The sequence below is a fragment of the Pandoraea oxalativorans genome (assembly GCF_000972785.3).
Classification (GTDB): Bacteria; Pseudomonadota; Gammaproteobacteria; order Burkholderiales; family Burkholderiaceae; genus Pandoraea; species Pandoraea oxalativorans.
This window is the reverse complement of the sequence record NZ_CP011253.3, coordinates 178780-199610: the sequence shown is the minus strand read 5'-3', so window position 1 is coordinate 199610 and position 20831 is coordinate 178780. Positions and strand designations below refer to the sequence as shown.

At 63.4% G+C, this 20831-nt stretch carries 20 protein-coding genes; 12 read left to right on the top strand and 8 right to left on the bottom strand.

Annotated elements, in window-relative coordinates; genetic code table 11:
* Window positions 1–152 precede the first annotated feature (152 nt).
* Together MB84_RS00865 and gatB are read right to left on the bottom strand one after the other, a co-directional pair.
* Window positions 153–959, bottom strand: a complete 807-nt coding sequence (locus MB84_RS00865; protein WP_046290387.1) for a polyphosphate kinase 2 family protein — start codon at window positions 957–959, stop codon at window positions 153–155.
* A gap of 188 nt (window positions 960–1147) precedes the next feature.
* On the bottom strand, window positions 1148–2620 hold the full coding sequence (gene gatB, locus MB84_RS00860) for an Asp-tRNA(Asn)/Glu-tRNA(Gln) amidotransferase subunit GatB (RefSeq protein ID WP_046290386.1): 1473 nt from the start codon (window positions 2618–2620) through the stop codon (window positions 1148–1150).
* Window positions 2621–2631: 11 nt separating this feature from the next.
* Here gatB and MB84_RS29730 point away from each other — a divergent pair, with 11 nt between their 5' ends.
* A complete protein-coding gene (locus MB84_RS29730) occupies window positions 2632–2775 on the top strand; it encodes a hypothetical protein (RefSeq protein WP_157122605.1) in 144 nt (47 codons plus the stop codon).
* A gap of 7 nt (window positions 2776–2782) precedes the next feature.
* Here the strand turns inward: MB84_RS29730 and MB84_RS00855 are convergent, their stop codons facing one another.
* The 3 genes from MB84_RS00855 to gatC form a co-directional block, all read right to left on the bottom strand.
* The gene (locus tag MB84_RS00855; protein WP_046293269.1) at window positions 2783–3211 is read right to left on the bottom strand and encodes a hypothetical protein; all 429 of its coding nucleotides are present in this window, start codon (window positions 3209–3211) and stop codon (window positions 2783–2785) included.
* Between the two features lie 86 nt (window positions 3212–3297).
* Entirely contained in the window at window positions 3298–4788 is a 1491-nt protein-coding gene (gene gatA, locus MB84_RS00850; protein WP_157122604.1) for an Asp-tRNA(Asn)/Glu-tRNA(Gln) amidotransferase subunit GatA, read from the bottom strand.
* Window positions 4789–4891: 103 nt separating this feature from the next.
* On the bottom strand, window positions 4892–5191 hold the full coding sequence (gene gatC / locus MB84_RS00845; protein WP_039394713.1) for an Asp-tRNA(Asn)/Glu-tRNA(Gln) amidotransferase subunit GatC: 300 nt from the start codon (window positions 5189–5191) through the stop codon (window positions 4892–4894).
* A gap of 549 nt (window positions 5192–5740) precedes the next feature.
* Between gatC and MB84_RS00840 the strand changes: the two genes are divergently transcribed.
* From MB84_RS00840 to MB84_RS29725, 11 genes are all read left to right on the top strand, one after another.
* Window positions 5741–6784 carry a rod shape-determining protein gene (locus tag MB84_RS00840; RefSeq protein WP_010805637.1) on the top strand — a complete coding sequence of 348 codons (1044 nt, stop codon included), beginning with the start codon at window positions 5741–5743 and terminating at the stop codon, window positions 6782–6784.
* A 196-nt stretch (window positions 6785–6980) separates the two neighbouring features.
* Window positions 6981–7949 (top strand): rod shape-determining protein MreC, encoded by a 969-nt coding sequence (gene mreC, locus MB84_RS00835; protein ID WP_046290385.1) that lies wholly within the window; start codon window positions 6981–6983, stop codon window positions 7947–7949.
* Window positions 7950–7958: 9 nt separating this feature from the next.
* A complete protein-coding gene (gene mreD / locus MB84_RS00830; RefSeq protein ID WP_046290384.1) occupies window positions 7959–8471 on the top strand; it encodes a rod shape-determining protein MreD in 513 nt (170 codons plus the stop codon).
* Between the two features lie 48 nt (window positions 8472–8519).
* Complete coding sequence (gene mrdA, locus MB84_RS00825) at window positions 8520–10772, top strand: penicillin-binding protein 2 (protein ID WP_157122603.1); 2253 nt, start codon at window positions 8520–8522, stop codon at window positions 10770–10772.
* Window positions 10772–11920, top strand: a complete 1149-nt coding sequence (gene rodA, locus MB84_RS00820; protein WP_046293266.1) for a rod shape-determining protein RodA — start codon at window positions 10772–10774, stop codon at window positions 11918–11920. The genes mrdA and rodA overlap by 1 nt, the downstream gene beginning before the upstream one ends.
* A 247-nt stretch (window positions 11921–12167) precedes the next feature.
* Entirely contained in the window at window positions 12168–12908 is a 741-nt protein-coding gene (locus MB84_RS00815) for a hypothetical protein (protein ID WP_046290383.1), read from the top strand.
* A gap of 27 nt (window positions 12909–12935) precedes the next feature.
* Entirely contained in the window at window positions 12936–13802 is an 867-nt protein-coding gene (locus MB84_RS00810) for a hypothetical protein (protein ID WP_046290382.1), read from the top strand.
* A 116-nt stretch (window positions 13803–13918) separates the two neighbouring features.
* Window positions 13919–15301, top strand: coding sequence for a protein-tyrosine phosphatase family protein (locus MB84_RS00805; protein ID WP_157122602.1), 1383 nt, complete (start codon window positions 13919–13921; stop codon window positions 15299–15301).
* Window positions 15302–15590: 289 nt separating this feature from the next.
* Window positions 15591–16397, top strand: coding sequence for a hypothetical protein (locus MB84_RS00800; RefSeq protein WP_169834972.1), 807 nt, complete (start codon window positions 15591–15593; stop codon window positions 16395–16397).
* Entirely contained in the window at window positions 16360–16743 is a 384-nt protein-coding gene (locus tag MB84_RS00795; RefSeq protein ID WP_169834971.1) for a CesT family type III secretion system chaperone, read from the top strand. Before MB84_RS00800 ends, MB84_RS00795 begins: the two co-directional genes overlap by 38 nt.
* Before the next feature lie 24 nt (window positions 16744–16767).
* Entirely contained in the window at window positions 16768–17412 is a 645-nt protein-coding gene (locus MB84_RS29725) for a hypothetical protein (protein WP_157122600.1), read from the top strand.
* 81 nt (window positions 17413–17493) lie between these two features.
* Here the strand turns inward: MB84_RS29725 and MB84_RS00790 are convergent, their stop codons facing one another.
* The 3 genes from MB84_RS00790 to MB84_RS00780 form a co-directional block, all read right to left on the bottom strand.
* On the bottom strand, window positions 17494–19884 hold the full coding sequence (locus MB84_RS00790; protein ID WP_046290378.1) for a hypothetical protein: 2391 nt from the start codon (window positions 19882–19884) through the stop codon (window positions 17494–17496).
* Window positions 19885–19951: 67 nt separating this feature from the next.
* Window positions 19952–20281: a hypothetical protein gene (locus MB84_RS00785; RefSeq protein ID WP_046290377.1), complete on the bottom strand. Its 330-nt coding sequence runs from the start codon at window positions 20279–20281 to the stop codon at window positions 19952–19954.
* Window positions 20278–20736: a hypothetical protein gene (locus tag MB84_RS00780; RefSeq protein ID WP_052652829.1), complete on the bottom strand. Its 459-nt coding sequence runs from the start codon at window positions 20734–20736 to the stop codon at window positions 20278–20280. The genes MB84_RS00785 and MB84_RS00780 overlap by 4 nt, the downstream gene beginning before the upstream one ends.
* Window positions 20737–20831 lie beyond the last annotated feature (95 nt).

The following is a 20831-nucleotide window of genomic DNA, read 5'->3' as shown; positions in this document are numbered from 1 at the left end:
CCCCGTTTCCCCATGCGACGCCAACACCGGTCGGGCCCCCGCCCTCCCGGTCGCGTCTGTTTCTACTGATAAAACAGCCGTGGCTTGCCGCGGCCGTTCACTGCTTGCCCGTCGTTATGTTCGCTGCGGTGCTGCACTGCCGCATTTCCTCACTACTCCACCTGCATGCCCGTCAACTCGGGTCTGGCAGGCGGATACGTCAGCTTCAGCTCGCTCAGCGCGTGCACCAGCAACTCTGCCACCATCAGATTACGGTGACGTTTTGAGTCGGAAGGGACGATATACCACGGTGCGTGTTCCGTCGAGGTCGCCGATAAAGCCGCCTCGTAGGCCTTTGTGTATTGCGGCCAGAAGGCGCGTTCCTTGAGGTCGCCCAACTCGAATTTCCAGTGCTTGTTCGGATCGTCGATGCGCTCCTGAAGCCGCTTGCGCTGCTCCTCCGACGAGATATGCAGGAAGCACTTGACGATGTGGGTGTCGTTGTCGACGAGCAGTTGCTCGAAGTTGTTGATGTGCGTGTAGCGGCGCTTGCATTCGTCCGCATCGATCCAGTCGTGCACGCGCGTGATGAGCACGTCTTCGTAATGACTGCGATTGAAGATCGCCAGCTCGCCTGCCGCCGGTACCACCATGTGCACGCGCCAGAGGAAGTCGCGCGCCAGTTCGATGGGTGTGGGCGATTTGAAGTTGGCCACGCGGATACCTAATGGGTCGACGTTCTGGAACACGGCGCGAATGGTGCCGTCCTTGCCGCTGGTGTCCATGCCCTGAAGCACCAGCAGGACACGATGTTTGCTGTTGGCGTGCAGGATCGTCTGCAATTCGTCGAGCTTGAGCGCCAGTTCGGCCAGACGCGTCTTGTCGTCGTCCTTGTTGTCGCCGGAGAACGGCTTGTCGGCAGGGTCGAAGCTTGAGAGGTCCAGCTTCTTGCCGAACGGTACGCGGTATTTCTCGAACATCGCCCACTCCTGCGTGAAAAGTTAGTGGGCAGTATGGCGCAAATTGCGGGGGGCGCAAAAAAAGGCGCGGTGCCGATCCGGCTACCGCGCCCTCCCTTGCGTACCGTGTCGGGCCTTGCCACTGGCGGCGTAGGCTACCGGCAAAGCCTCATCGGTTCGTCGACGTGCTTTCCTGCTGAGCCGACGACTTAAGCGCCGAGCTTCTTCTTGAGCAGCTCGTTGACCTGCGCCGGGTTCGCCTTGCCCTTGGTGGCCTTCATCGCCTGACCGACCAGCGCGTTGAACGCCTTCTCCTTGCCCGCGCGGAATTCCTCGACGGACTTGGCATTGGCCGCCAGCACTTCGTCGATGATCTTCTCGATCGCGCCCGTGTCGGTGATCTGCTTGAGGCCCTTCGCTTCGATGATGCGCTCGGCGGCCCCTTCGTCGGTCGCGCGCTCTTGCCACATCAGTTGGAAGACTTCCTTGGCGATCTTGTTGGAGATCGTGTTGTCGGCGATACGGGCGAGCAAACCGGCGAGTTGTGCGCTGGACACCGGGCTGGCGTCGATACCGATGTCTTCGCGGTTCAGCAGCGACGACAGTTCGCCCATGATCCAGTTGGCGGCAGGCTTGGCGCTCGCCTTGCCCGCCTTGGCGACCACCGCTTCGAAGTACGCGGCCTGCGCCTTCGATTGCGTGAGCACAGCAGCGTCGTAGTCCGACAGACCGTACGCCTGGACGAAGCGCGCCTGCATTCCGGCGGGCAGTTCCGGCAACGAAGCACGCACACGTTCGACCCATTCGCTGTCGATCACGAGCGGCATCAGGTCCGGGTCGGGGAAGTAGCGGTAATCGTGCGCGTCTTCCTTGCTGCGCATCGAACGCGTTTCCTTCTTGTCCGGATCGTACAGACGCGTTTCCTGCACCACCGTGCCGCCGTCTTCGATCAGTTCGATCTGACGACGCACTTCGTACTGAATCGCCTCTTCGAGGAAGCGGAACGAGTTCAGGTTCTTGATTTCGGCGCGCGTGCCGAATTCTTTCTGACCGACCGGGCGCACGGACACGTTGGCGTCGCAACGGAACGAACCTTCCTGCATGTTGCCGTCGCAGATGCCGAGCCACACCACCAGACCGTGCAGCGCCTTGGCGTACGCCACGGCTTCGGCCGCGCTGCGCATTTCCGGCTCCGTCACGATTTCGAGCAGCGGCGTGCCTGCACGATTCAGGTCGATACCGGTCATGCCTGCGAAGTCTTCGTGCAGCGACTTGCCCGCGTCTTCCTCAAGGTGAGCGCGTGTGAGCGTGACGACCTTCTCATACGCTTCGCGGCCGGTGCGCGGGTCGGCTTCGACCTGAATCTTCATCGATCCGCCCTGCACCACCGGGATTTCGTACTGGCTGATCTGATAGCCCTTGGGCAGATCGGGGTAGAAGTAATTCTTGCGCGCGAAGATGCTGCGCGGCGCAATCGTCGCCCCGATGGCCAGACCGAACTCGATCGCACGCTCGACCGCGCCGCGATTGAGCACCGGCAGCACGCCCGGCAGCGCCAGATCCACAGGGCATGCCTGCGTATTAGGGGCCGCGCCGAACTGCGTCGATGCGCCCGAGAAAATCTTGGAAGCGGTGGAGAGCTGCGTGTGCGTCTCCAGACCAATAACGACTTCCCATTGCATAAGGTTCACCCTTGTCTCAACTTGTCGGCACGGCGCATGTCGCCCTGCCTTTGCTGCCGCCCGTCTCTCAGATCTCGCTGAGGGGACGGAGCGGCCTGTTCCTGTTCGTCGATATCGCCGACGTCGCCCGCGTCGCCGATTCCTGCCAGCGCTGACCCGAACTTATCTGCGCGTGTCGCGTGCGCACATGCCCGACTGCGGATCGAAGCTCACCGGCCATGCGTTGTCGTAGACATCGCCCGTGCAATACGCCTCGCAGTTCGCGTGACCGATCGTCACGTTGCCCGGATCCTGCCAGATGAGCAGCTTGCAACTGCCGCTGTTCGCGCGCAGCTCGATGCTCGGTTTCCACCGCGTCTGGTGAAAGTTCGCCAGATCGAAGTGACAACTGCCACGGCTACCCACCCACAGACGCCAGTCCAGCGCCTGCACCGCGTTGCCCTGCACCTTGAGCGTCGCCTGTTCGCGAAACCCGTCTTCGTCGGTCTGCGAGCAGTAACCCGAAAGGTTGACTTCGCGATAGGCGATGGGCGTCGGGCGCGAGAACGGCAGTGAGCACGACGCGAGCGTGAGCACCATACCGGCGAGCATCACGGCCCGGCAGAGCAGCGACGCCGTGCGTGCGCTGGCCGACGCGGGAACCGTCATGTCGCGTTGCATGCACTGGCGGCTCATGATCAGACGCCCGCCGGTGCGCGCTTGTGCCAGTCGGTCGCACGCTGGAACGCGTCGGCCACTTGCAGCAGGCGGGCCTCGTCGAAGTAGTTGCCGATCATTTGCAGACCGACCGGGCGCGCGTTGCGTCCCGGGCCGACCGGCAGGCTCATGCCCGGCAGACCGGCCAGACTCACCGACAGCGTGTAGATGTCGGCCAGATACATCTGCACCGGGTCGGCGCTCTTCTCACCGAGGTTCCACGCCACGGACGGCGCGACCGGGCCCATGATCACGTCGCACTGCGCGAACGCGTTCTGGAAGTCCTGCGCGATCAGACGGCGGATCTTCTGCGCTTGCAGATAGTAGGCGTCGTAGTAGCCGTGCGAGAGGACGTACGTGCCCACCAGAATACGGCGCTTGACCTCGGTGCCGAAGCCTTCGGCACGCGACTTCTTGTACATGTCGAGCAGATCGCGGTACTCGGCCGCGCGGTGGCCGAAGCGCACGCCGTCGAAACGCGACAGGTTCGACGACGCTTCTGCCGGGGCAAGCACGTAGTACACGGGGATCGAGAGTTCCGTTTTCGGCAGCGACACCGGCACGCGCACGGCGCCCAGCTTTTCGAACTCGGCGAGCGCATTGTCAATGGACTCGCGCACGTCGGCATCCAGACCGTCACCGAAGTACTCGGCAGGCAGACCGATGCGCAGGCCAGCCAGTGGCTTGTCCGCCGTTGCGCCGTCCAGCGGCTTGCCCAGACCGCGCGCGAAGTCTTCGTCTGCACGTTCGAGACTGGTCGAATCGCGGGCGTCGAAGCCCGCCATGCCGTTGAGTAGCCACGCGCAATCCGCCGCGCTGTGACCGAACGGGCCGCCCTGATCGAGCGACGAAGCGAACGCGATCATGCCGTAGCGCGACACGCGGCCGTACGTCGGCTTGATGCCGGTCACGCCGCAGAACGCGGCCGGCTGACGAATCGAGCCACCGGTGTCGGTGCCGGTGGCGGCCGGTGCGAGGCGCGCAGCGACCGCCGCTGCCGAGCCACCCGACGAACCGCCCGGCACGGCGAGCTTGTCCCACGGGTTCTTGACCGGACCGTAGTAGGAGTTTTCGTTCGACGAGCCCATGGCGAACTCGTCCATATTGGTCTTGCCGAGCGTGACCATGCCTGCGCTCGAGAGGCGCTCGACGACGGCCGCGTCGTACGGGCTGTCGTAGCCCTTGAGCATGCGCGAACCGGCGGTGCTGTGCCAGCCGCGCGTGACGAACACGTCCTTGTGCGCGACGGGAATGCCCAGCAGCGGCTGATTCGCGCCGTCACCGGCCGCGATGCGGGCATCGGCCGCGCGTGCCTGCGTGAGGCTGGCTTCGGCGTTCACGTGTACGAAGGCGTTCAGATCGGCGGCACCGGCGATGCGGTCCAGATAGTGCTGCGTCAGCTCGACGCTCGAGACGCGCTTGGCGTCGAGCGCGGCGCGCAAATCCTGCAAATGAATCAGATCTTGTTCCATGATGGCGGCTTGACTGGGTAGCGCATGAAGGCGGAAGGCATGAGGCCCCTGGTGTATGAGACGCGTATGTCTTATCGGACACCGTTCGCGTCTCGCGCAGGACTCACTCGATGACCTTCGGCACCAGATAGAGGCCGTCCTGCACAGCAGGGGCCGGACGCTGATTCGCCTCACGATCGACCAGCTCCGTCACCGCATCGGTGCGCAGACGCTGAGCGACTTCCTGAATTTGTTCGATGGGATGCGCGAGCGGTGCGACGCCCGTCGTATCGACCGACTGCATCTGTTCGACGAGCGCGAAGAAGCCGTTGAGCTCCTTTTCCATGTGAGCCGCCTCGTCATCGGCCAGCTCGAGACGCGCGAGATGAGCGATGCGTTTGACGTCTGAGAGATTCAAAGCCATGAAGAAATCCCAAAAAAATGCGCATTGGAGAGCAGCCGAATGCACGCCTGCCGCCAAAATTAGGGACAGAATGCGAAGAATCTGCGGACGAGGTCGCGCCCGTCTGCCGTTTTACTCCGTGCACTGCACTGCGCAGGACGTCGGACACGCCGCGCCGCGAGGCTCCCGGCGAGTTTGCTCCGGGGGTCGAATGTGGCGTCAACGTGCTCGTTTTTCCTGCAAAACCTGCGAAATTATAAGGTATCATTGCGCATTAAATTTGCGTCGGAGCGTGTTTTTGCACCCTCCGCCGCTGTCGCGCAGGTGGGCCACGGCCAGTCCGGGGGGCGCGACAGACGATCGCGCAGTCCAGTGGAAGACCCTGACGCGACGGATTTTTTAACGGCAGCCCCGCCTCCTGCCCGGTACCGCATTCCTCGGTTTGTCCGCACGTTTCGCGAGCCGCCGCGTGGCGCCTGGCGATTTTTTTGCGAACAGGCCGGAACCCAGACGACAGGCAGCCGTCCCAGTCAACGCATTGGGCGGCCTCACGCAAACACAGGATTTTGCATGTTCGGTTTTCTTCGCAGCTATTTCTCCAACGACCTGGCCATTGACCTGGGCACGGCCAATACCCTGATCTATATGCGCGGCAAGGGCGTCGTTCTCGACGAACCTTCGGTGGTCGCCATTCGTCAGGAAGGCGGCCCGAGCGGCAAGAAGACGATTCAGGCCGTCGGTAAAGAAGCCAAACAGATGCTCGGCAAGGTGCCGGGCAACATCGAGGCGATCCGCCCGATGAAGGACGGCGTGATCGCCGACTTCACCGTGACCGAGCAGATGATCAAGCAGTTCATCAAGATGGCTCACGAGTCGCGTCTGTTCTCGCCGTCGCCGCGCATCATCATCTGCGTGCCGTGCGGTTCGACCCAGGTCGAGCGCCGCGCCATCAAGGAAGCCGCGCACGGCGCCGGCGCCTCGCAGGTGTACCTGATCGAAGAGCCGATGGCCGCTGCCATCGGCGCCGGCCTGCCGGTCTCGGAAGCCACGGGCTCGATGGTTGTCGACATCGGCGGCGGCACGACCGAAGTGGGCGTGATCTCGCTGGGCGGTATCGTCTATAAGGGCTCGGTGCGCGTCGGTGGCGACAAGTTCGACGAAGCCATCGTCAACTACATCCGCCGCAACTACGGCATGCTGATCGGCGAACAGACCGCCGAAGCGATCAAGAAGGAAATCGGCTCGGCCTTCCCGGGTTCGGAAGTCAAGGAAATGGAAGTCAAGGGCCGCAACCTCTCGGAAGGGATTCCGCGCGCCTTCACCATCTCCAGCAACGAAATCCTCGAAGCCCTGACCGACCCGCTCAACCAGATCGTGTCGTCGGTGAAGATCGCACTGGAACAGACGCCGCCGGAACTGGGCGCCGACATCGCCGAGCGCGGCATGATGCTCACGGGCGGCGGCGCACTGCTGCGCGATCTGGACCGCCTGCTCGCCGAAGAAACCGGCCTGCCCGTGCTCGTCGCCGAAGACCCGCTCACCTGCGTGGTGCGTGGCTCGGGCATGGCGCTTGAGCGCATGGACAAGCTCGGCAGCATCTTCTCCTACGAGTAAGCCAACGTGCGTGGTTCGTCGTCCGGCGCGGTGGGGCATTGCCTTGCACACCTCGCCCGGCACGACAGACCGCGCAGCAAGATCTCGCGCACGGAGTCAGGCGTCACGCCGCTTGTCACGCCACTTCGTCGCGCCCGACTGACACCACTCGCGCACCGCAGCGTCTCGCTGCGCGTGCTTCCCTGAAGGGCCCACCATGCAGTACAGTCCGCCGCCACTGTTCAAACAGGGACCGTCGGCGTTGGCCCGGCTGATCTGTTTCGTCGCGCTCGCCATCGGCCTGCTCGTGGTCGACTCGCACTACAACACGCTGGAGCGGGTGCGAAGCGTCGTCGGCACCGCCCTCTACCCTGTGCAACGCGTGATGCTGTTGCCGCGCGACGCCATTCTCGGCATAGCGGGTTTCTTCTCGACCGAATCGCAGCTCACCACCGAAAACGGCACGCTGCGCGCGCGCAATCTCGAACTCTCCGTGCAGGCCCAGCGCAATAACCAGCTGGTGGCCGAGAACGAACATCTGCGTCAGATGCTGGCCCTGCGCGAGCGTCTGCCCGTGCCGAGCATTCCGGCAGAAATCGAATACGACACGCGCGATCCGTTCACGCAACGCGTGGTCATCGATCGCGGCACGAAGCACGGCGTCAAGCTGGGCGCGCCGGTCGTCACCGAGCAAGGCCTGCTCGGTCAGGTCTCGCGCGTGTTTCTGATGCAGAGCGAAGTGACGCTGCTCACCGACAAGGAACAGGCCGTGCCGGTGCAGGTCACGCGCAGCGGTGTGCACAGTGTGATTTACGGCGGCCTGCGCGGCGACGTGCTCGATCTGCGCTTCATTCCGCTGTCGGCCGACGTGAAGGTCGGCGACGAAATCGCCACCAGCGGCCTGGACGGCGTGTACCCCGCCGGTCTGCCGGTCGCACGCATCACGAAGGTCGACCGGGTCTCCGACACGGCGTTCGCGCGCATTCTGTGTCAGCCCGTGGCCAATCTGCGCAGCCAGCGTCAGGTGCTGGTCCTGCAATACACCACGCCGCTGGCGCTGCATCCGGACGCCGCGGCCGATCTCGCACGCGCCTCCGATCCGTCGGCCAGTGGCGCGAAACCCGCGCCGAAGGGCGGCACGCGCGCCGATCCGAAGCTCGCGCCGGGCGCCCGCAAGGGTCATTGAGGAATTCACATGCCACGACCGCAATACATCCTGCTGCCGGTCAATCCGTACTTCATCACGCTCAGTCTCGTGGTGGCGTTTCTGGTCAACCTGATGCCGTGGGGGCACGCCCCCGCCATGCCCGACTTCGTCGCGCTGGTGCTGATGTTCTGGAACATCCACCAGCCGCGCAAAGTCGGCATGGGCGTGGCGTTTCTCGTCGGGTTGCTCATGGACGTGCACAACGCCGGGCTGCTGGGTGAGCATGCGCTCGCCTACACGCTGCTGTCGTACGGTGCGATCATGATTCACCGCCGCGTTCTGTTCTTCACGCTGCTCGGTCAGGCGCTCACGGTGCTGCCGTTGCTGCTGCTCGCGCACGTGGTGCCGTTCATCATCCGTCTGGCGACCGGCGCAGCATTTCCGGGCTGGTGGCCGCTCGCGGCCAGCTTCGTGGAAGCTGTGCTCTGGCCGGTGATCAGTATCTTGCTGCTCGCGCCGCAGAAACGCGCCGTCGACCGCGACGATACGCGTCCGATCTGACGGGCCTCGCCGCCCTCAGATCGCACCTACGAGCCCCGCCCAGCCAGCATGACCGAGTTCAAGAATCCCCAGCAACAACTGCAGACGTTTCACCTGCGGGTAACGGCGGCCGCGTTTTTCGTGCTGATCTGCTTCAGCCTGCTCGCGGTGCGTTTCGTCTATCTGCAAGTTTTCCGTCACAACCAGTACGCCCTGCAAGCCGACGAAAACCGCGTCTCGCTCGCGCCCATCGTGCCCAACCGTGGCGTGATCATGGATCGCAATGGCGTGGTTCTGGCGCGCAACTACTCTGCCTACACGCTGGAAATCACGCCGTCGAAGATCGGCCGTCCGCTCGAAGACCTCGTTACCGACCTGTCGGACGTGATCGAGATTACGCCGCGTGACCGCGCTCGCTTCAAGAAGCTGATGGACGACAGCAAGAGCTTCGAGAGTCTGCCGATTCGCACGCGGCTGACCGACGAGGAAGTCGCCCGCTTCACCGCCCAGCGTTTCCGCTTTCCCGGCGTGGACGTGCACGCGCGTCTGTTCCGTCAATACCCGCTCGGCGAGACGGCGGCGCACGTGATCGGCTACATCGGCCGGATTTCGCAGCGCGACCGTCAGCGTATCGACGCGATGAGCGAAGAGAACGACAGCGATAGCGCCAAGTACGACATCCGCCGCGACGTCAACAACTACAAGGGCACCGACTACATCGGCAAGATCGGCGTCGAGCAAAGCTACGAGACGCAGCTCCACGGCATCACCGGTTTCGAGGAAATCGAAGTGACCGCCGGGGGCCGTCCGGTGCGCACGATCTCGCGCACCCCGGCCACGCCAGGCGACAACCTCGTGCTGTCCATCGACATCAAGCTTCAGCAGGTCGCCGAACAGGCCTTCGCCGGACGTCGCGGCGCGGTGGTCGCCATCGAACCGCAGACCGGCGACGTGCTCGCGTTCGTGTCCGCGCCGAGCTTCGACCCGAATCTGTTCGTCGAAGGCATCGATCAGCAGAACTGGGACGCCCTGAACACCTCGGCCGACCGGCCGCTGCTCAACCGGCCGTTGCGCGGCACCTATCCGATCGGCTCGACGTACAAGCCGTTCATGGCGCTCGCTGCGCTCGAACTGGGCAAGCGCACAACGAACTGGGGGTTCCAGGACACTGGCTCGTTCACGCTGGGCAACCACACGTTCCGCAACGACGTGCGCAACGGTCAGGGCTGGATCGACATGTACCGATCGATCGTGGTCTCGAACGACACGTATTACTACATGCTCGCGCACGATCTGGGCGTGAACGCCATTCACGACTTCATGGCGCCGCTCGGCTTCGGCCAATTGACGGGCATCGACATCGAAGGCGAAGCGCGCGGCATCCTGCCGTCGACCGAATGGAAGCGCAAGGCATACAAGAAACCGGCGCAGCAGAAGTGGTACGACGGTGAGACGATCAGTCTGGGCATCGGACAGGGCTACAACTCGTTCACGATCCTGCAACTCGCGCACGCCACGGCCACGCTGGCGAACAACGGCGTGGTGATGAAGCCTCACCTCGTGAAGGCCGTCGAAGATCCGGTCTCGCATGCGCGCCAGCTGACCGTGCCGCATGAAAGCGCACGTCTGCCGTACAAGCAGGCGGACGTCGACTTCGTCAAACGGGCGATGGTCGGCGTGATCAAGGAAGGCACGGGACGTCAGGCGTTCGCCGGTGCACCGTACGATGCGGGCGGCAAGACGGGCACGGCGCAGGTGTACTCGCTCGGCAAGAACGAGAAGTACAACCACAACGCGATCCCCGAGTTCAAGCGCGACCACGCGCTGTTCATCGCCTTCGCCCCGGCAGAAGATCCGAAGATCGCCATTGCGCTGATCGTCGAGAACGCCGGTTGGGGTGGCGCGCAGGCCGGTCCGGTGGCACGACGCCTGCTCGACTACTACCTCATCGACGAACCGAAGGAGCGCGCAGCCGAAGCCGCTGCGCTGCAAGCCGCCGCGTCCGGCGCGGGTGCCGTGTCGGCGGTCTCCGCCACGCCGGATGCACCGCCGGCCAGCGCCGCCGAGCTCGACCGCGCGGGCGCCGCCACGACGACCGTGTCGCGTGTTGCGCCGGGCGCTTCGGGTGCCGCCGCCGCCAACGCCGCCAACGTCCTCTCGCGCGCCGCAGGCGGCAAGGCGTCGGCCCCGGCAGCAGCACCTGCGACACCTCAGACGCCGCCCCCCCCTCAGCAAAAGCCCGCCGTAAGCCCGACCGTCGCCGACGAAGCGCGCCACCGCGCCGCGATCCGCGCACAGCGTGGGCAAGGAGGAACGCCATGATGGCGCTCGACAAACATACGTGGAAAGAACAGGTCAAGCGCCTGTTCGCCGCCTTCGACAAGCCGCTTGCGCTGATCGTCTTCCTGCTGCTCTGCGTCGGACTGGTCACGCTCTACAGCGCCAGCATCGACGTACCCGGCCGCGTCGAAGACCAGATCCGCAACATCGTGCTGACCTTCATCCTGATGTGGGTGCTGGCAATGCTCCCCACCCAGACCCTCATGAAGTTCGCCGTGCCGCTCTACACCGCAGGGGTGGCGCTGCTCATTGCGGTGGCGATGTTCGGTCTGACGAAGAAGGGCGCGAAGCGCTGGCTGAACGTCGGCATGGTGATTCAGCCGTCCGAAATCATGAAGATCGCCATGCCGCTCATGCTGGCCTGGTACTTCCAGAAGCGCGAAGGCAATATCCGCTGGTTCGACTATCTGGCAGCTATCGCACTGCTTGGCGTGCCTGTCGGGTTGATCGCGAAGCAGCCCGACCTCGGCACGGGGCTGCTCGTGGCGGCGGCGGGTCTGTACGTCATCTATCTGGCGGGATTGTCGTGGAAGCTGATTCTGCCGGTGCTCATTGCCGGTGTCGTCGGCATCGGCACGATCCTCGCGCTGGAAGACAAAATCTGTCAGCCGGATGTCGAATGGCACATCCTCCATGATTACCAGAAGCACCGCGTGTGCACGCTGCTGGACCCGACGTCCGACCCGCTCGGCAAGGGCTTCCATACGATTCAGTCGGTCATCGCCATCGGCTCCGGCGGCACGACCGGCAAGGGCTGGCTCAAGGGCACGCAGGCGCACCTCGAATTCATTCCCGAGAAGCACACCGACTTCATCTTCGCGGTGTTCGCGGAAGAATTCGGCCTGATCGGCGAGGGTGTGCTGATCGTGCTGTATCTGCTGCTGGTCGCGCGCGGCCTGATGATCGCGGCGAGCGGCGCGACGCTGTTCGGACGATTGCTCGCCGGTGCGGTCACGATGATCTTTTTTACCTATGCCTTCGTGAATATGGGCATGGTGAGCGGCATTCTGCCGGTGGTCGGGGTGCCATTGCCGTTCATGAGCTACGGGGGCACGGCGCTGGTGACGCTTGGCCTCGGGGTCGGCATTCTGATGAGCGTGGCGCGCGAGAAGCGGCTCATGCAGAGCTAGCGCCCTCGCACCTCCCTCGACGCATCGATGCGTCACCCGCACAACGGCAGAGCCTACGCTCTGCCGTTTTTGTTTCCAGCCGAAGCTTTCGTCGATTTCAGTGAGCGAAACGTGGGATTCGTCTTAGTCCAAATCCGATACAAACGAGGCTTAAACGAAACACACGTGCATTCGCCGAGTTCGCGGTCTTCATTGAGATGACGTCGGCCGACAGGCGTCATGCACACAACCGAAGGAGCACTTCGCGATGAGCATGAACCTCTCGCTACAAACCGTTGCACAAAATTCGCGCGCCACACTCGACATGCTGAACGCTCAGGCAAGCGAAGGGGTTGCGAAAGGACGAATCGGCATTCGCAAGGACGGCCAGATCACTGTCTTCAAAGGCATGGAGTTTGTCCTGCATCTCAGGCAATGTCACCGCGCCAAAGCGCTTCTGAAAGCGCACGAACTGATCGCCGAAAGAAAGTCGTCCGTCGCTTCGCTGGTGTCCTCGCTCAAGCTCAACAGCGTCCGACTGGATAAACGGCCGGTGAGCGAACTGATCTTCAGGCTGAACCGGTCGAATGAAACGGACCGCAATATCGGAGCCAAAGCTGCGATGCCGGTCTTGCTGACGACACGTGCGGAATCGGTTTCATCGATTGCGCCCGCGACATGGACTGGCCCGGCTAAGCACGGCGAGTTTTATCTCACCATCATGGCGGAGGCAATGAAGATCTGGGATAAGTACCGCGAATCTGCGGGCAACGACACCCCCACCGTCGCGGTCGGTTCGCTGAGCGACGCCCTCCCGGAGGCGCCGACCGAATGCGAGGCAAAGCCAACAATCCCGCCCAAGTGCAGCCAGTCGGTGCTGCAAAGGAACATCAGTTGTGCACGGATGGTCTACGGCGACCCGACCCCCGTCTACACCGCTAACGACCTGAAAGCCGAGCGCCCGATGTCGCCAGCGCGGGTCGAGTCGATGCAGCGCTACCCCGGCTAAAACCCCATCGAGAGGAAAAATCAGGCTATGACGAGTATCTCGCTGCAATCGGTCGCGCACCATTCGCGCCCCACGCTCGACAGGTTGGGGGAGCCGGGCAACGGCGCGACCATCGAGAATGGGCGCATCGGCATCAACGACAAAGGCCAGCTCGTTGTCTTCAAGGGCAAGGCATTCCTGCTGCACCTCCAGCAATGTTACCGGGCGGAGAAGCTCATCAAGGCGAACGACTTGTCGACGCACACAAGCACGTCGTTGCGGGCTGCGCTCAGGTTCAAAGACCTCCGACTGGGCACGCAGTCTACCGATACGCTGATCAGGCGGATGAACCTGGCCAATGCGCTGCGAAAGATCGTCGGCGCGTCCGAGAAGACCGTCCGCTTCGAATCTTTACTCGCAGGCATGCCCGGCAAAATCCTGTCGAGAGGCGGTCCCCGTTCGCCGCACTCGCAGGCGAACGTGCGGATCACAACGCAGCCGCCGATGGCGTTGCAGGAATTGAAAGGGTTGGCATCGACTGCGGATAACGGCGACGCGATCCCGGCGGCCACGGAGCATCGGGCCGAACCTGAGCAGCCAACGGAAGCGACGCTCAACCGCATCCCCGTTCCGAAGCCTCGCCCTACTGTGCCCGTGAACGCACCGACGCGGCCACCGCGCAAGATCGACTCGCCCTTTATGCATCATCCGCTGCCGTCCAGCCCCTCACCGTCGACGGCGTCGTCGCACTCGTTCGAGTTCTTGCCCGGCACGCCACCGCAAGCGGCGTCCGACAACGCGCCAACAAGCGCCCGCAGCATCGACACCTCCCCGGCCTTCCTCGACGCGTTGCATCAGGCAGGCGTAGCCAAGGATGCATTGATCCGAACGATGCTCGTGAACAGCGGTTCGTAGTCTTCGCGGCCCCTCCGCACGCGCCCGAGCCTCTCGATGCACACGCCGTTGCCGACCCCGCCCTCAGCCGCCATACCCCGGCGTATACGGCATATGCGGCGTATGCGGCGTATACGATGAGCCAAACCTGCAAGCGGCTTAGCGCTGCGGGCACGACCATTGTCTTTCGAACGCTCTGGAATCGGGAGGCATTTCAACGCATGGCATCGATCCATACCCAGATCAACGCCGCCACCATGACCAGTGACGAAGCCGAGCAGCTTCATCGTCTGATCTGTCGAAACGCTGTCGATCCTGCCCGTACGACCGTCGGTGTGAATCGCGACGGTCATCTGGTTCTGCTCGTGGGATGGAGCGCTTACCGACATCCGCATCTGTGGCGTCGCGCGCGCGACATGGCGCTTGCCGCGCTGGCCGATGCCGAGGCGTGCGCCCAGTGGCGCACGCATGCGTCATCGGTCGCACGCACCGGCGGGCCGGACACCGTGCGTCCCGGCGTGCGCGCCATGCGACTCGATCAGCCGTTCGTCATCGTCTGGCTCCTGCGCAACGCCACAGCCGCCGTGAGGACCCGTCTGCTGCAAGGCATCAAACGGCAGCTCGACTGGCGCGGCAATCCGGATACCTGTGCCGTCGATCTGCTCGGGAACGACCGTCCGCAGGACGCGCTGTCCGAGCTCAAACACCGCATGGGATCGGCCCAGCATGTCGTGGGCCACTACAAGCTCGTCACGCAGAGTAACGCGTCCTATCGCGATCACTATCACCGCGAGGTGTCGACCCGTCACCACCGCACGCTTTGGGTTGCGCGTCACACGGCGTTGAGGAGTTTCGACGGTGCGTTGCTGCCGGCCAATGTCATTCGCGTGAATCATCAGCCCCTAGCGGTCGTCTGCCAGACGCCGCAGCCGGGTGCGCTCGAAGCCTTCTTGTGGCTGCTAATGAAGCTGCGTCCGTCGGTCGTCGTACACGTCACCCCGCAGTGCGAGCCGCACGGGGCCGAGCGTCACGAGGGCGCCATTCGCGTGAGCCGACGCCACATCACCACCAGCACGGCCGCGACCTTCGTCACCGACTTCAGCGTGTACGCCACGACGCTTCGCACCAGCGCGAGCGAGGTCACGTTCTCGGTACTTCACGCGCCCTACCGACATGCAACGGATGTGTCGTCCGACCGGCTGTACGTGACGCAAACGTTGCAGTTCGTCGAAAACGCCATGCGACATGCGTCGCCGCCGGACGACACGAGCGGCACGTCCACGGGCAGCATCCCCACCGGATACCCCGTGATCGTTTTCGACGAGCCCGAGGGCATCGCCGGGGGTCTGGTTGCGGCGCTCGCCATGCCGCGCGACGTTCACGAGCCTCTCAGCGTGGAGGAAATCGTCACCGACATCCGGCTCACGACGTCCCCACACCTGATCGGCACCGACCATCAGCTCGACGTCGTCGGCGCATTTGCCGATGACCTCCGAAGACCGTTGCTCAAACATCGCTGAATTGTCGATTCGTTGATTCGTCGATCCATCGATCCGCTACGTCGGCGTCGTCAAATCGCGCAACGCCTTCGCAACCCCTGATGAACGGTACGAAGCGCCGTTCCTTCCTGCCCCCTTCACGCGACGCGATCGCAACAGGAGACCCGCCATGTCGCCCCAGGCCCCCGTGCCCCCCTCCCCCGGAAGCAGCGCGACCGTGGCATCCCGGCGTTCGGTTCCCGTGCCGCCGACGCAGGCGCTAACGCTCACGCGCCAGCCGACGGCCGAGAAATCGCCCCGCGATTCGCAGATGCTTACACACGCAAAGCGCGCGCTGGCCGTACGTCGCGAGCCGCCTCATGCGCCCGACATCGAGCGCTATCTGCGGCGCTGGTTGACCGCGCCGCCCGCCCTGCTGATCACGCTCGCCTCAGACGACGAACTGCTCGCCCGCAACGCCGCCTATCCACTGCTCGCGCCAACGAGCCGTCGTTTCGGCGACATCGGCTACAGCAGTTATCTGTTGACGCAAAGCGACTGCGGGCAGCGGGGCACACATTTGCGCACGTGCGTCGTCTCTATCACGCACGGGTGCGACGTTGTCACGTTTCCCGCGCTGCAGGCGTGGAGCGACGACGGCGACGCCATCGTTCGCGCCGAAGCCCTGTCCCATCTGTATCAGGCCGCCGAACGGCTCAAAGCGACGACACCCGCACAACACTTGCGACGTCAGGATTTTTATCGGACGCAGACGCGTATCGCGCCGACAAATCTGCCCATCGTGCAATCGACGCACCGCACGGCGCGTCTGGGCATGTGGCTCGCCGCGAGCGTGCTGCTGGACCCGGGCAATCCCACGCTGGACACCGTGTTGCGCGACATCCGCATCGGGTCGACGAAGTTCGATCCGACGTTCCGCCAGCATCAGGAGCTGACCCGCCTCGCGCGTACTCGCCATCGGCGCGGCACGACGAGACCTGCACACGACACGTCGGCACCCGATCCCAGCGATGTCGGCGACGCCAACCCAGCGCCCGACAGCGATTCCCTTTCATCCCCTCTCTCAAGGACGGTCCCCGATGCAAGACCTGCATTCCTTTCACAACGTTGTCGGTGAGTTGCTGCAACACATCGGCTTTTTCGCCTTCGAACCGGCCCCCGATCAGGAAGTCGTGAGTCTCGATGTCGAAGACCGCATGTCGCTGCACTTCGGCGCAATCGATCAGGTGTCCTGGTTCATGCTTGCCGAAATCAACGAAACGCCGACGACCGACGCCCTGGCAGCCGCCCTGCAGGCCAATCATCTGCGCGCGGACTTCCGCCAGCCGGTGTTTTCGCTCAATGACAACGGCACGCTCAATTGCTGGATGAAGATGCCGCTCGACGGGCAGGACCGTGCCACGCTGGCCGACGCATTCGGCGAACTGCTGGATGTCGCCCAAGCGCTGCCTGCGGCCCACTGACCCCATCATTCACAGGAGCTAATCATGCCCGTTCTACTGTCGAGAGACACCGACGATTTACGCGTGCAACTAAGCTCCATGCCATCGGATACGAAGATCGGCATAAACAAGTGCGGCGTTGTCGTTCAATACGGCGGGTTCGACTATCACCTTCATCCGCAGCAAAGCGTGCGGGCGTGCAATTTCATTCTGAATCGGGAGATCTCACCCAAACGCATGCCGTCGGCATGGACTCGGTTCGCCGCGCAGATACGCGCTGTCTTCTCGGGCGTGAAAGCGTCCCGGCTGCTCAGGGTCCTGAACAGCCGGGCGGTGCAGTCTGTCGGGCGTCTTTCCGTTCGAAGCGGTGTTGGTGGATCTACGCAGAGAACACCGAATTCGTCACTTCCCATTCACCCCTTCAAGGTCGAAGGCCCGGCGAACGATGACCGCCTGATCAATGACGCACAAACCAAACTTGCTGCGTTTCGCGCGCGGAATGCACTGAAACACCCCGCTGTGACGAACGCGGATACGCTTGCCATGGGTTCCGTGGGACGCAACACGCACGACGCAGCGACGGCATCGTCGCTTTCGCAACGACTGCCAGCACAGCCGTCCATCGGCGTTCCCCCCCCCAATCTGGTACCGCCCAAACCACCGGCCCCCGGGGCCTGTAGTGGCGCATAACACGAACCGTTGACGTCGCTACAGGGCGTGACGCGAGCCACGCCCTGTAGCCTCCTTCCTGGCTCGCTTCACCTATCGCTTCTACGCAGCGAGCACCGAAGTGCCGCTATTGCTGCCATTGCTTCCAGTGCCACGATTGCCGCTCATAGCCCTGTTGGCCTCGCCTTCGAGGTCCGGCAACCGCTTGCCGTCCACCGAAAGGTGCCACTTGCGCGATACATTCTGGCCGTAGCCGCCTTCCACGTAAGCGAGCATGAACGCGGCCATCGCGGCATTCGTTTTTTCCCGGTGGTTCGGGGTCGGCGCCTGCGCGAGATCTGCGGCGGCCTCGCGCAGTGCGTCCAGCAAGTGTTGTGTGGCGGGCACCTCCTGCACGATGCGCTGAAGATCGGCTTCTAACGTCGTTCCCCGCACGGGCGTCGCCATCTGGAAATACATCTCGTCTAGCTCGTCCTTGTGACGCGTCGAGAAGTCCTGCCACCACGCGCCGCCGCCATCCGACGCATTCGTCAGACGCTGACGCATCATCGGCGCAAGCATGTCGAGACAATGGCTGCCGATGGTCAGCACGTCCGCCGAGTGGTCGGCCCACGACACGCCCGCCGTCACGGACACCGGTGTCGGTGTCTTCCCGCCTGCGCCACACGTCGATCTGACGCCGCGAATGGAATACATCAGCGCGACGCCGTCTTCCTTGAGCTTGAAACGCATCGTCGTCGTCACGCCCGCGTCCGCATCGATGCCCACGTTGCTCAATGCGTTGCGGATTTCGCCCACGCCCCATACGCTGCCCGCGCGTACGCCTACCGCGTCGAGCGCCTGCGCAACGGAATTAGCGACGTCGACAGTACCAGCGAGATCGATCATGAGAAAGCTGCCGCAGTAATAGGGGTCTTCGTCCTCCGTCACTTTCTCGTACGTGACGTTTCCATGAACGCCGTCCGGCAGTAGCGTGCCCAGCCCGACGCCCGCATTCAGCTCGGCTTGCCACTTGCTTTGACGACTGCTCAGTTCGTAGACGGCCAGCGAGTGAGGACGCAAGATGCGCTCGCGCTCCTTGAACAGCTCCATAAAGATAGCTTCGACCTCGGGATCCAGTTCGCCGCTGAGTTTGAGTAACGCGAACTGTTCGAGCAGATATTGCGCGCGTGCCTTCATGTCCTCGATGCCGCGCCCTTGCCGCCCCGTCATGAGCTCCGACGTGATCTCGCGGCTGGACTGTTTCAGGTGTCCTCTCATCACCTCCAGCAACTTCTCTGGCGTGCAAACAAGGGGCGATCCGGACAACAGGCGGCGCGCTACCTCCGGCTTCGAGTCGGCCAGCGAGAGGATGTCCTGGCGTGCCTGCTTGATCGTCACGAACTTCCGACCGGCCACCGAGAGATTCGCCGAGACACCGATGTTGGCAGACACACCGGCGTGCACCTCGCCCATGTACGTATCCTGACGCTCGACGGGCTGCGTGGTGAGACCGTACCGCGCAATGTCGAGGCTTTTGCCGCACAGGGCGATCAGATCGTCTTCCAGACAATCGCTACTGAAATCCGCGCGTGCGCGGTCGTGCTCGTAGGACGAAGAGATCGTAAACAGGTCACGAATCTTGGCGATCAGCGCGATTGGGCTGTGCTTGATCCACGTCGTGAATTTGTGGCTCGCGTTTGTGACGTAGTCGACCAGCGATCCGTAAATTTCCGAGCGCGACGCCGCGACCGACAGTCCCAGCTCCGCTTCGACAAACGACAGTACGTCGGCGTCGGCCGAGAGCGTGACCCTGTCCGTGCGTGAATCGACCACCCACTCTGTAGGCGTGACGGACAAGGTCGAATCGCTTGCGTACGTGATGCCTGCGCCCACGCCGGGCACCACGTTGGCACCGACGCCACCGCGCATCCGGAAAGACTGCGACGCGCCCGGCTTCATCGTACCCAGCCGTTCTTTCAGCCCGTCATCCAAACGCCGTTTGACGCACTCATGGACGCTGACTTCGAAATGCCATTTCAGGGAACGGCTGGCGCGCAACGCTGCGGGAACAAGCTTCTGCCCCCAGGTCTTCTTGTTGATGTGGCGCTCCAGGGCGCTTTGCATCGACCGAAAGAGTTCGGAGCACGTCTGCATTTCCTGCGCCGACATCTGCGCGCCCGACGATCCGCGCAAGAAGTCCCGCACCTGTCCCTTGAGCCTGTCGTGGCCGCGCCCCTTGTCGGGCAGACCCAGCGTGGTGCGGCAATTCTGATAGACGCTCCAGAGCGCAGAGATCGCCACGCGAGTGTCGGCGCGCGATAACGGCGGTGTCCCGGCATCGCGGTGCAGCCGCGTGGCAGGCACGTCGTCGCTATCGTTGCTCGCCTGGAAGAGGCGATCGTCGTTCTCGATACAAGTGTCGAATTCGTTTTGCGAAATGTCGACCTGATCCGACGCTGGCGTTGCGACCGAAACGTGTACGTCCGGCGTCGACTGAACTATATATGCCATAGAATTTTGCCCCCTCTCAAATACCGGCGCCTTCCGGCGCTGCTGCAAGCAGGCGCTTGCGCCGGCATCACCGCATAACCACCTCTGACAAGATCATGTCGATGCAAGCCACGATATCTGCACGGGTGCCGCGCACTGCGCTGCCATACATCAGCAGCATGCGACGCGACTCGAACAGCGAAGGGCCATACAGCCAGGATTCGCACTGCGCCGTACGGCCGCCGAATCGCACTTCCGGGAACCCCCTTCCTGCGAACGACACCATGAACGTCAGGTGACCATGCGCATATTCGAGCAGCCAGAGCGGATCGACATCCGCCGCCGAGCGCGCGTGCAGGAACGTGCCGAACGTCTGCGGCAACGCGCTGAGCAGCCGCATGGAAATGGCATGTTTCATGACGGCATCACCACGCGCTTGACGCGGTCCGAGACGTACAGAAAATCGTGGATCGCGTCCATGCACGTCTCGAAGGTCTCCCACGGCGCGACATACCGATGCAGCACCAGCAGCGGTCCACGCGTGCCAAAGAGGAAGCCTCGTCGGCAAAGCATGAGATTCATCGTCAAAGCGCGGACTGCGCCGTCGTCGTCGACGGCGCGCATACATCGCTCGATGAGCGTGCCGCCCGGCTGACGAATCGAACACGTGTCCAGATCGCGTGCCTCGAAAAAGATCGTTTCGTGGCGCATCGTCGCATCGACCTGCCAACGCTCGTGCATCGCGGCGCAGATTCGTGCTAAGGCCACTTCGCCGTGCACCACGGGCAGCGACCGGTCCGCCTGACGGGTGACCGCCAACTGGCGCAGCGCTGATGCCGAAATCGACGTGCCGGACTCACGGTCTGCTTCCATGAATTCTTGTAGGTTGGGGACGTTCGGGAACATGTCTTGCTTCTGGGCATGATCCCGGTCTTCTCCCGGGAGTGCATTTCATCTTTCGCCCATGC